At 45.4% G+C, this 13073-nt stretch carries 8 protein-coding genes; 7 read left to right on the forward strand and 1 reads right to left on the reverse strand.

The genetic code is table 11. The features are described 5' to 3' along the window. Positions 1-130: 130 nt before the first annotated feature. On the forward strand, positions 131-1906 hold the full coding sequence (locus A8C56_RS15650) for a L,D-transpeptidase family protein (RefSeq protein ID WP_067757968.1): 1776 nt from the start codon (positions 131-133) through the stop codon (positions 1904-1906). A gap of 128 nt (positions 1907-2034) precedes the next feature. Next, entirely contained in the window at positions 2035-3228 is a 1194-nt protein-coding gene (locus A8C56_RS15655; RefSeq protein WP_067757972.1) for a hypothetical protein, read from the forward strand. A gap of 44 nt (positions 3229-3272) precedes the next feature. Here the strand turns inward: A8C56_RS15655 and A8C56_RS15660 are convergent, their stop codons facing one another. Then, complete coding sequence (locus tag A8C56_RS15660; protein WP_067757975.1) at positions 3273-3647, reverse strand: hypothetical protein; 375 nt, start codon at positions 3645-3647, stop codon at positions 3273-3275. Between the two features lie 398 nt (positions 3648-4045). Between A8C56_RS15660 and A8C56_RS15665 the strand changes: the two genes are divergently transcribed. From A8C56_RS15665 to A8C56_RS15685, 5 genes are all read left to right on the forward strand, one after another. Continuing rightward, on the forward strand, positions 4046-4723 hold the full coding sequence (locus A8C56_RS15665; protein WP_067757978.1) for a metal-dependent hydrolase: 678 nt from the start codon (positions 4046-4048) through the stop codon (positions 4721-4723). A gap of 263 nt (positions 4724-4986) precedes the next feature. Then, positions 4987-6150 carry an efflux RND transporter periplasmic adaptor subunit gene (locus A8C56_RS15670; RefSeq protein ID WP_067762141.1) on the forward strand — a complete coding sequence of 388 codons (1164 nt, stop codon included), beginning with the start codon at positions 4987-4989 and terminating at the stop codon, positions 6148-6150. After that, complete coding sequence (locus tag A8C56_RS15675) at positions 6150-9308, forward strand: efflux RND transporter permease subunit (RefSeq protein ID WP_067757980.1); 3159 nt, start codon at positions 6150-6152, stop codon at positions 9306-9308. The genes A8C56_RS15670 and A8C56_RS15675 overlap by 1 nt, the downstream gene beginning before the upstream one ends. Positions 9309-9423: 115 nt before the next feature. Continuing rightward, complete coding sequence (locus A8C56_RS15680; RefSeq protein ID WP_067757982.1) at positions 9424-10809, forward strand: efflux transporter outer membrane subunit; 1386 nt, start codon at positions 9424-9426, stop codon at positions 10807-10809. 93 nt (positions 10810-10902) lie between these two features. Beyond that, complete coding sequence (locus A8C56_RS15685; protein WP_067757985.1) at positions 10903-12414, forward strand: hypothetical protein; 1512 nt, start codon at positions 10903-10905, stop codon at positions 12412-12414. Positions 12415-13073 lie beyond the last annotated feature (659 nt).

Consider the following 13073-nt stretch of genomic DNA (forward strand, 5'->3'; position numbering starts at 1 on the left):
ATCGCTATAATAAACACTTTCCGATCAAGAATTATTAATAAGCTGTGGAAAAATGCTTAAATATCTCCCGCACTCACGTATTTTTGTATAAAATAGTTTGCTAACCAATTAAAAATAATCTGATTATCCTATGCCTGTTCGACGTGTTCTGACTGCAGTTCTGGTATTGACTATCATTGCCGCTGTTTCCTGTAAAAATGAAGACAAAAAAGCAAAGAAAAAGGTTATACGGGTTGAAAAACCGGTTACAAAAGTGGACGTTACCATTGACACCACTAACGCCTTTAACCAGCTATTTATTGACAGTTCTTTGGTTAACAGTTATTTAGCTAAAGATAGCCTGAGCGATACATTGATAAACAGGATCAAAAGCTTTTATAACAGCCGTAACTACCAGTATGCCTGGTTCTCTCCGGAAGGACTTCCGGAGCATACCGTTTCCTTCTGGAATATGCTGAAGAATTACCTGAATTATTCAAAGGATTCCACAGTGTATAATAAAGCGCTGGCCCTTAAAATGGAATCGATCATCAATACAGACAAACTGAAGATCCGGAATGATTCCACCTACCAGGCCCTTGAGCTTGCGCTGACGAAATATTTTTATCTGTACGCAGATCATGCCTATGCTGATGATCCTGGTTTTGATATGAAAACCCTGGAATGGTATATTCCCAAAAAGAAGCTGACGTTAGAAGGAATGCTGGATTCGGTACTTGCGGGAAAGGGGCAGTTCTCCAACGCCTATGCTCCTACCAATCCGCAATACAAACAACTAAGGGAGCAACTGCAGAAATACAAAACCATAAAAGATGCAGGCGGGTGGCCCAGGGTAAACAGCCCCGTTGAAGTAATGAGGATCGGCTTCAAAGATCCCTCCGTAAAAACATTAAAAAAACGATTGAAAATTGAAGGATTCCTGGAAGGAGAAGACAGTACCTTTACCAATACCTATAACGCCTCTCTGGCAGAAGCTGTAAATGCTATAAAAAGAGCCTATGGCTATAAAGAGGATGGCACAGCCGGTAAAACCTTCTTAAAAGATGTGAACGTTTCTGTAGACGAGCGCATTCAGCAGATACTGATCAATATGGAGCGGATGCGCTGGATCCCCATTGAAACCAAGGATTCCGGCCGCGCTATCATGGTCAATATTCCTGAATATAAAATGCACGTTTATGAAAACGGGCGCCCGGCATGGGATATGAATGTGGTGGTGGGTAAAGAAAGCAATAATACCACGGTGTTTACAGGCGTTCTGAAAACAGTGGTTTTCAGCCCTTACTGGAACGTGCCTACCAGCATTGTTAAAAAAGAAATGGGCGGACGCCCCAGCCAGGCTTACCTGGAAAGGAACCATATGGAAATCGTAAACGGGCAGGTACGTCAGAAACCGGGCCCCTGGAATTCCTTAGGGCTGGTAAAGTTCCTGTTTCCCAACAGCTATAACATCTATTTCCATGACTCACCTGCCAAAAGCCTGTTCAACAGGGATAAGCGCAGTTTCAGCCATGGCTGCATCCGCCTGAAGGAGCCGGCAAAATTTGCAGAATATGTACTGGAAGACACAGCCCGCTGGAGCGAGCAGAAAGTTGACTCGGCCATGCACAGCTATAAAGAAAAATATGTACGTGTAAAAAGGCCCATACCGGTACTGATCACCTATTTTACTGCCTGGGTAGATGATGATGGTGCCCTCAATTTCCGGGAAGACATTTACGGGCATGATGCCGTAATTGCTAAAAAGATGTTCCTGAACAGCGTGGGCACTACCTATAGCCGTCAAAAGGCCATCAGGGACAGCCTGCAACACATAAAAGATTCCATTAAAGCAAAGGAACTGGAGCTGAAGCAGAAAAGAAAGGCAGACAGCCTGAAGCAGGCGAAAGTGATGAGTGGTGGGTAGTGAAGGGTGAATAGTGAAAAAAACAAGTATCCGGAAACAGGTATCCGGCATTAGGAATACTGGTACTTACAACAGACAAACCGACCATGGACTATGAACCATGAACCATAAATCAATAGTTTTGCGGTATGCACATCATAGAAGTAACTTCCCCTGCACTGGCTAAAGCCTTTCTTCAGGTAAATGTGAGTATTAACAAAAACGATCCGAATTATATACGCCCGCTTGATAAAGATGTTGAAGCAGTATTTGATCCAAAAAAGAATAAAGCCTTCCGGTTTGGCGAAGCGATCCGCTGGATATTGCAGGATGAGCAGGGAAAACCAATCGGCCGCATAGCTGCTTTTACCAATAAAAAATATAAAACAAAAGGAGATGACGGGCCCGTTGGAGGCATGGGCTTCTTTGATTGCATTCACAACCAGGATGCTGCCAATCTGTTGCTGGGCACAGCAAAAAAATGGCTGGAGGAAAAAGGCATGACGGCGATGGACGGCCCCATCAATTTTGGCGAACGTGATAAATGGTGGGGGCTTTTGATAGAAGGTTTTGAACCACCTTTATATTGCATGAACTATAATCCGCCCTACTATAAAGAGCTGCTGGAAGCTTATGGCTTTAAGCCCTTCTTCTACCAGTCCTGCTTTGCACTGGACGTTAAAAACCGCTTACAGGAAAAATTTTACGACCGGCATGCAGCTTTGGCAAAAGATCCCGATTTTTCTTCTGATAATATCCGGAAGAGCAACCTGGTGAAATATGCCAAAGACTTTACAACCGTTTATAACAAAGCCTGGGCAGGCCATGGCGGTTTAAAACAAATAGAAGAACGGGTTGCCATAAAAATGTTCCAAAGTATGAAGGCCGTTCTGGATGAGCGCATTTGCTGGCTGATCTATTATAAGAAGGAGCCTATTGGAGTATGGCTGAACTTACCCGACCTGAACCAGTGGTTCAGATACCTGAACGGAAAATTCGGCTGGATCGATAAGCTTAAGTTCCTGTGGTACAAACATACCAAGCCTAATAACAAATTTGTAGGTTTGGTGTTTGGCATAGTACCGGAATTCCAGGGCAGGGGCGCTGATGCTTATATGATCGTGGAAGGAGGTAAAATTATACAGGATTATCAACTGCAAAACGGAAAATACCAGGTAGGAAATGTCATTTACGAAAAATACGAAATGCAATGGATCGGGGAATTCAATCCCAAAATGATTAATGTAGCAGAATCCCTTGGCACCTACCGCAGCCGCAGGCTGGCCACTTACCGTTATAATTTTAACCGGGAAAAGGAATTTAAGATGCACCCTGTATTATAAACAAAGGCCGGCAAAAGCCGGCCCAAAAATCATTCAGTAACTGTTTACCGGTTACAATCTGCGCCCCATGTATTGTCTCCGTTTTTTAATGCAATATGAAGCTTACCGGCATCAATTGATAAAAGACCTGTATACCCGTTTACAGTACCAATATATCCCTGTTCCCCTTTTGACATCTGTACATCCTTGATGGAAGGGATATTGTCTGAAAAATTAAAATCGTACCGGTCTCCTACTTTTACTACAGTTACCGAGCCATTACTGTTTGTAATCGTTTTATCGCCTGTGTAACTAACACTTCCATGATAGGTACCTATAAATAAATCATTATCCACAGGATTATCATCCTTGCTACAGGAGGCAAAAACAACCGTTGCTGCAATTAGCATCAGGCTTAAAAATTTGAAAACAGATTTCATAGAATTTGATTTTGATTAAAAAATAAATATTAACAGCTATAAAACAAGCACAATGCCAAATACCGGAAAAGAACCGGCAGTAGTTGTTAAAAAACAGGACAAAAAGTGTTAAGGAAATATCAACGGCTTTTGCAATAAACTGATAGCTACCAGAATAATCAAAGCCGTTTAAAAAAGGAATACAGCCATTGCTCCTGTAGTTTTCAGAAATAATTAGTTTTGTAATATTATTATGCCGTATCAATTTTATTAAAGTGGTCGCCACCCCGGATGGTTTTGTGCAGGCATACACTATAGCGATGCAGCGGTCAGTGTTTCACAGAAAAAGAAGCAATGAGTTTGGGGACAGGCCCGCAAAGACAATTTTGATAGCAATTCATTTATAAAAAAGCATCATTATGAAATTTACATTTTACGGCCAATCCTGTTTTCAGCTGGAGCTGGGTGGCAAAAAATTTTTATTTGACCCCTTTATTGCCGGTAATGAGCTGGCAAAAGATGTAGACATCAACCGTATTGAAGCGGATTACATACTGGTAAGCCACGGGCATGGTGATCATACAGCAGATCTGATCCCCATAGCCAAAAGAACCGGCGCGCTTGTGATCAGTAATTTTGAAATCATTACCTGGCTGGGGCAGCAGGGCATAACCAATAGCCATCCTATGAACTTTGGCAGCTATGATTTTGAATTTGGCACCTTAACTTATATGCAGGCCCAGCACAGCAGCAGTTTATCTGACGGCACCTATGCCGGAGCTGCAGGCGGTTTTATACTGGCTTCTGACCAGGGCAATTTTTATTACAGCGGCGATACCAGCCTGATGCTGGACATGCAGCTGGTACCTTATTATGCCAGAGTGGATGTGGCCATATTACCTATTGGCGGCAACTTTACCATGAACGCAAAAGACGCCCTGAAAGCCTCCGACTTTATTCAATGCAATAATATTGTAGGCGTGCACTTTGACACCTTCGGCTATATCAAAATTGATCACGAAAAGGCAAAAAAGCTATTTAATGATGCAGGCAAAAAACTGCTGATACCTGAAATAGGAGCCACTTACGACGTGTGATTGCATCGCACGTTTTTTATTGTCTATGAACATTTATTTTACTGGCAAAACCGCTGATCCTGTTTTACAAAATATTTAAGGCGCCCCGCTTCAGAGATCAATAATGTGGCCGTTATTCCACTCAACGGGCATTTTATTCCGCTAACACAAAATTTCAACGATATTTTTTGCCGACTGACAGTTTTCCGGCCTTTTGCCGTCCTATAAATATTGAAATTTACAGGACTATAGAAATAAGCTACCCCGCAAACAGAATCAAATATATGAGAGGATTTCATTTGGCTGTTTTTTCCTTTGTGCTCCTGGCCGCCTGCACATCCGATAAAAATAAAGACAACAAAAAAGAGAACACAACAAGACCTTACCAGGTACTGACACTGGAACCAAGGCCGGCCATAACGTATCATGATTACCCGGCCACCATACAGGGACAGCAGGTAGTAGAAATCCGCCCGATGGTTGACGGCTATCTTGAAAAAATTTACGTACCGGAAGGCGCCGCCGTTCAAAAAGGCCAGCTGCTCTTTCAGATCAGCAATCCCCAATATGAGCAGGAAGTGATCACTGCAAAAGCTGCCATTAAAAGCGCTGAAGCAGATGTAAGCGCCGCCCAAATGAACGTAGAAAAAACAAAGCCACTCGTTGCACAGGACATCATCAGCAAATACGAATTAGAATCGGCCCAGTATACGCTAAAAGCCAAAGAAGCGGCACTGGCCCAGGCAAAGGCCACCCTTGCCAATGCCTTAACCAATATAGGCTATACTACCATCCGGAGCCCGCAATCAGGGGTCATTGGCCTGATCCCCTATAAGATCGGGGCGCTGGTCAGCAGCACTACCTCCAGCCCGCTTACCACCTTATCCAACAACACCAACATATACGCTTATTTTTCTTTAAATGAAAAACAACTACTGAACTTTTCCAGCAGGCACCCTGGTGCTACCATGCAGGAAAAGCTTAAAAGCCTGCCACCTGTAAATTTAGTGCTGGCAGACGGAACACTGTATAACCAAACCGGTAAAGTAGAGCCCGCCAGCGGCTCTATCACCACCGCAACCGGAACCATCACATTTAAGGCTACTTTCCCCAATCCCGGCGGCATTATACAAAACGGGGCCAGCGCCACTGTAAGGATCCCGCGCAATGAAGCAGCAGCATTAATGATTCCCCAAAGTGCCAGTTTTGAGCTACAGGACAAACGGTTGGTTTATAAACTTACGGCCGATAACAAAATTATCAGCACCGCAATTGTATCCACACCTACTCCGGACGGGCAGTACCTGATTGTGCAAAGCGGGCTTACCAAAGGCGACCGTATTGTACTGGATGGTTTCAACCTTAAGGATGGAACGCAGGTCATTCCCAGGCCGGTAAATGCAGATAGCATCTATCATCTTCAGGATACTACACAAAACAATCCCTAATGTTAAAACGATTTATAGAACGGCCCGTATTAAGTACGGTAATTTCAGTGCTCATAGTTTTACTGGGTGTACTTGGATTGTTAAAGCTGCCCATTGAGCAATACCCTTATATTTCCCCTCCCACGGTGCAGGTAAACGCCACTTACAGCGGGGCAAATACCAGTGCTGTTTTAAACAGTGTTATTATTCCGCTGGAGCAGCAGATCAATGGTGTGGAAGGCATGACCTATATGACCTCTACAGCTACCAATACAGGAAGCGCCAACATCAGCATCTTTTTTGAGGTGGGCCGCGATCCTGACCAGGCTGCTGTAGATGTCCAGAACCGCATATCCGCAGCTACCGGGAAGCTCCCGCAATCCGTTATACAAAACGGCATTACTGTAAGAAAACAGCAAACAAGCAATGTACTGATCATTTCCATTTATTCTGACAAAAAGGATTATGACCAGACCTTCCTGCAAAACTATGCAGCAATCAATGTGATTCCGCAATTACAGCGGGTATCCGGCGTAGGAGGCGCCAATGTATTCGGGAATGTAATGACCTATGCCATGCGCATATGGTTAAAGCCGGATGTTATGGCGGTTTATGGCGTAACCCCTGCTGATGTTTCAGCAGCGCTTGCAGAACAAAATCTGAATGCTGCACCAGGCATCTTCGGACAAAATTCCAACCAGCCTTTTCAATACGTTATTACTTATACCGGCACACTGGTTTCTACCAATGAGTTTGGGAATATTATTATAAAATCAATGGGTAACGGGCAATACCTGCGGCTGAAAGACGTAGCCCGTATAGAGCTGGGCGCCCAAACCTATACCGGCTCTACTGCAACGGATGGCAAGCCTTCTTTAGGAATTGCCATCAGCCAGACGCCCGGCTCCAATGCGCGCGAGGTGATCATCAACTGTAAAAAAGTGATCGAGCAGGCTGCAAAATTGTTCCCGGACGGGGTGAAATTTGTTTACCTGGTTGACATCAACAACTTCCTCAGCGCCTCTATTGAAAAAGTAGTGCATACACTGGTAGAGTGCTTTTTGCTGGTGTTCCTGGTGATCCTCATCTTCCTGCAGGATGTGCGCTCTACTATCATCCACGGCATCTCTGTGCCGGTATCTATCATTGGTACCTTCTTTTTCCTGTACCTGTTCGGGTTCAGCGTAAACCTGCTCACCCTGTTTGCGCTGGTACTGGCTATTGGTATAGTTGTGGATGATGCCATAGTGGTGGTAGAGGCCGTGCATGCAAAACTGGAGCATGGCTATACATCGCCCAGGAAAGCAGCCATTGATGCCATGCGTGAAATAGCGCCTGCTATTATTTCCATTACACTGGTAATGGCATCCGTATTCCTGCCGGTGACCTTTGTAACCGGATCTGCCGGTGTATTTTACAGGCAGTTCGGAATAACACTGGCCATTTCCATTATGATCTCTGCATTAAATGCGCTCACACTTTGCCCGGCTATCGCCGCCATGTTCTTAAAACCGCCCAAACATATACAGGAAGATAAGGAAGGCGAAAAAGTAACTTTCGGAAAACGTTTTGCCAGGGCGTTCAATTCCGGTTATAATGCTGTTGTAGAAAAATACACAGGAGGAGTAAAATTCCTTACAAAACGAACCTGGCTGGTCTTTATCATTATACTGCTTTTTGCAGGCGCTTTCTTTGCGCTTATGAAAAGCACGCCCACCAGCTTTGTACCCAGCGAGGACATGGGTACTATTTTTGTGAACGTTACCTTACCGCCGGGGTCAACCATGGAGCGCGTACGGGAAGTAGACCGGCAGGTAGACAGCGCTGCCCGGAAATTGCCGCAGGTAGCAAACACCATGCGCATGATGGGGCGTAATTTCATTGCCGGTGAAGGCAGCTCATACGGTATGGTGATCATACGGCTCAAACCGTGGAGCCAGCGGCCCGGTGTTTCTGATAAAGACCTGATCAAAAAGCTGATCGACAATACCTCCTATATCAGCGGTGCAAAGATCACCTTCATGCAACAGCCCACTATTTCCGGCTTTGGTACCAGCGGCGGGTTTACCTTTCAGTTGCAGGACCGTGCGGCGCACTCTTCAGAAGAATTTTATAAGGTAGGGCAGAATTTTTTAAATGAACTGAATAAACGGCCTGAGATCCAGTATGCAGCCACTTCCTTTAACCCGAACTTTCCGCAATACCTGCTATCCATAAACGTAGCAAAATGTAAAGATGCCGGTGTCTCCGTTTCTGACCTGCTCAATACGATGGGTGTGTTCTATGGAAGCGCTTATGTCAGCAACTTTAACGAGTTCGGGCAGCAGTACCAGGTGATCCTGCAGGCAGACCCCCGTTATACAGCCAGTGTGCAGGGGCTCAACAACATTATGGTGCGCGCCGGAGACGGTTCCATGAACCCCATTACAGAATACATTACCTTAAAACGGGTTTATGGCCCGGAATCGGTTACCCGGTTCAATATGTATAATTCCATGTCCGTAAACGGATCGCCTAATAACGGGTACAGCACAGGCCAATCCCTTACCGCCATTTCAGAAACCGCAGCAAAGGTGTTGCCGCCCGGTTACAGCTTTGAATACTCCGGCATCAGCCGGGAAGAGCAGAACAGCGGATCCCAGACCGTATACGTCTTTATCCTCAGCCTGATATTTGTATACCTGCTGCTGAGCGCGCTTTATGAAAGTTACCTGCTTCCCTTTGCCGTATTGCTTTCACTGCCCGTGGGTTTGACCGGCGTATTTGTCTTTGCCAAACTTTTCGGGCTGGATAATAATATTTATATGCAGATCTCCATGATCATGCTGATCGGCTTGCTGGCAAAAAATGCGATTCTTATTGTGGAATTTGCACTGGAACGCCGGCAAAAAGGCATGGGACTTTTAGAGTCGGCGCTGGAAGGCGCCAAGGCAAGGCTGCGCCCCATCCTGATGACCTCTTTTGCTTTTATCCTGGGACTGATGCCGCTGATCTTTGCATCAGGCGTGGGCGCTTTTGGCAACCGGTCCATCGGTACCGGCGCTATTGGCGGTATGTTATTCGGTACTGTGCTGGGGGTATTCGTAGTTCCCGCATTGTATATTGTTTTCCAGGGGTTGCAGGAAAGAATTAAAACGAATAAATATGACGAGAACGGGGAGCTTATTACTGAAAAGTAAGGGTCTTATTTACCGGAGGCCGCGCATCCGGCATCTTTCCCGCCTGCCGGCGGGTCACTCAATTTTACTTCAGTGCAAAGCCCGGCTATGCCCCTTATATTAAACAGTTTAAAGAATGAAACGCACAGTCATCATCAATAAAATACTATGGATCGTTTTTACAGCGGCCCTCGTTCCCTCCTGTAAAGTGCTGCAGCCCTATTCATCAGAAAAAAATGTAAGCGATCAGCTATACCGGGATGCAGTAACCAATGATACAGCAACCATAGCTTCAATGCCCTGGAGAGCGCTATTTACAGATCCCAGGCTTCAGCATTTAATTGATGAAGGCCTGAGCAACAACCTGGACCTGAAGATAGCCGTTGCACGAATAAAAGCTGCCCAGGCCAACCTGAAACAGGCCAACCTGGCCTATCTGCCATCGCTGCAGGCAAACGCAAGCGCCGGTCTTTACCAAACTTCCGGAGCACAGAACACACCCGCCCAGGTTTACCAGGTTTATCTCAGCTCCAGCTGGCAGGTAGATATCTGGGGCAAGCTGAAAAGCGCCAAACGTGCGGCACTGGCCAGCCTTCTGCAAAGCGATGCTTATAAAAGGGCCGTACAAACACAATTAGTAGCTGATATTGCGACCAACTATTATGCACTGATGGCTTACGATGCGGAATTGACCCTTACTCTTCAAACAGTGCAGAACAGGAAGGAAGATGTAAAGACCATGCAAATTTTAAAAGACGGCGATGTGGTTACCGGTGCTGCTGTTGTGCAAAGCGCCGCCAATCAGTATTCAGTGGAAGTAACTATACCCGACATCAAACAGAACATTCGCCAGACAGAGAATGCTATTTGTTATTTAACAGGCCGTGCCCCCGGCCCTATAGAAAGAGACAGCCTTTCCAATGAGCCCATTCCTGCCAACCTTTCAACAGGGGTACCCGCACAGCTCCTGGCGAACCGGCCCGATGTGCAGGAAGCAGAATACCAGTTGCGTAATGCTTTTGAAATGGTCAATGTAGCGCGTACTTATTTTTATCCTTCCTTAAACATAACCGGCGAAGCAGGTCTGTATAATACCGGCATAAAGAACTTCTTCAATGCGTCTTCTTTCTTTGCAAATATTATCGGCGGCCTTACACAGCCCATCTTTAATAACGGGTTAAATAAACAACGGTTAGCCCTTGCAAAAGCGCAGCAGGAAGAATACGCTGCTGCTTTTCAGAAAGCGCTGCTGAATGCAGGGACAGAAGTTTCCAATGCCCTGTATCAATACCAGGCGGCGGCGGACAAAAAAACAGCGCGCCGGCTGCAACTGGAAAATCTTGAAAAAGCGGTTTCCTATACCCAGCAATTATTAAAATATTCCAACAAAGCAAACTATACAGACGTACTTACTTCTGAGCAAAGCCTGCTGGCCGCACAGCTTAGCAGCATCAATGACAAGCTGGAGCAGCTTCAGGCAGTAGTGGCATTATACGCAAGCTTAGGCGGCGGCTGGAAATAATTATATCAGCGGCTTTACCCAATCATTCAACTATTTTACCCCGCAGGTTGAAACTATTGTAATTTTTCGGGATCTTGCCTGAAAGAAAATTCTATGCGGTCTTTATCCCTTACAATTGCTGTATGCATTTTTGGCAGTATTGCAATGGCGTTTGCCTTTATGCATCAATGGCAATCCGGATACATCCGATTCCATAAAGATGGCAGCCTGCAATACATTCCCGATGACCAGGGGAATATTATTCCCGATTTCAGCCGGGTAGGTTACCAGACCGGGACTATTCCTATCCCCGATGTTCCCGTTGTACAAACGATCATGCCGGGGCCTGATGCTGAAGCCGCTATCCAAAATGCCATCAGTGCCCTGGCCCAAGAACCAGCAGCCCCCAATGGTTTCAGAGGCACCATCCTGCTGAAGAAGGGGCATTATTCTATTAAAAAAAATATCAGCATCAACGCGAGCGGCATCGTATTGCGCGGAGAAGGCGATGAAACGGTATTAACAGCAGAAGGCAACGAACGGCGTGCGCTGATAGAAGTATCCGGATCAGGAACGGTAAAAGAGGTAAAAGGTACCCGCACCTCCGTTACTGATGATTATGTACCGGCAGGTGCAAAAGCCATCAAAGTAGCTGATGCAGGAGCTTTTAAGCCCGGGGATGCTGTTATTATTCATTGGTCTGCCAAACAGCAATGGATCGATGATCTGCAGATGAACCGGATTGTAGAACGGCCCGGAACCCAGCAATGGCAGGCAAAGGATTATGACTTCCGGTTTCAGCGAACGGTGACCAAAGTAGCAGGTAATACGCTGTTTATCGATAATCCCGTAGTAATGGCTATGGATCCGAAATACAATAGTGCGGAAGTTTACAAATACCAATTTGAGGGAAGGATCTCCAACGTGGGTATAGAGAACCTGTATTGCGCATCTGCATATACTTCCGATACATCAGAAAACCATTCCTGGAACGCCATCACTTTTAATAAGATTAAGAACGGGTGGGTAAGGCACGTAACTGCACGCTATTTTGCCTATGCATGTGTGAACCTGGGCGCATTGGCAAAAAACATAACTGTAACCGATTGCTATTGTTTTGATCATAAATCCATCATTACCGGCGGGCGCCGTTATTCCTTCAATAATAATGGTCAACTCAATCTGTTTATGAATTGCAGGGCCAAAGACGGCCGTCATGATTATGTGACCGGCGCAAGAGTGTGCGGCCCCAATGTATTTTATAACTGCACCGCATCCAATACACATGCTGACATTGGCCCGCATCACCGCTGGGCCATGGGCACTTTATATGACAATATAACCACCGATGGAGAAATCAATATCCAGGACAGGGGTAACTGGGGCAGCGGTCATGGATGGGCCGGCGTGAACCAGGTGGTTTGGAACTGTACAGCAAAAAGGGCTACGGTGCAAAACCCCTGGGCATCCGGCAAAAATTATTGCATCGGTCTTACAGGACAAAAATCACCCGGAAGACTTGCAGGAAGGCCTGATGGTGAATGGGAAGGTCAAAATAAAAAGGGCCTTGAACCGGCCTCCTTATATATAGCACAACTCAAAGCCCGTTCCGCAGCCAGGCATTGAGCACTTCGTGGCCTATCACAAATAATACGGAAGTGACATTTTGATCAGACCGAAAAGTTTCTTCAAAACGTAACGCTTTTTTATTGGTCTGTAATGAATTTCACTTGCATGTTATACCAATTAGATTAAAAAAGTATTGTCATCCGGCCTGACGAAGTAAGTTTGTCAAATGAATTATGGTTCGACAAGCTGTTAATGACAAGTGTTGTAAGTTATTGGAAATGAATCTACATAAGGAACGTCATTCCGACCGAATGGAGCAGAGCGGAATGAGCGGAGGAATCTCTCTGAGAATACAGAGATCCCTCGGCTGCGCTGCCAATGACACATTTGTAAGTAACTGATTTGTACTATTCTTTTCGCATCCACATGTATACCTTATTTAAAGCTTCCCTGGTATTTTTTTTATTTGTACCTTTTTGCTTGTCCAAAAAGGTACCCAAAAAAGACTCCCGAAATCGGTTACGGCACGATTTCGGGGAGCACTTCTATCGGCTTCAGCATATAGTGGTATGTTTCGCTGAAAGCGAAACGCTCAGCTGTTGAATTGCTATCATTAAGCTGATATAGCCCTACATTTAGAAAACGCTTTCAATTTGAAAGAACAAATAAATACGTCATCGCATCATTGATTTGGGCCACCAATAATTTACTCGGGA

The sequence above is a fragment of the Niabella ginsenosidivorans genome (genome assembly GCF_001654455.1).
GTDB classification, from domain to species: domain Bacteria; phylum Bacteroidota; class Bacteroidia; order Chitinophagales; family Chitinophagaceae; genus Niabella; species Niabella ginsenosidivorans.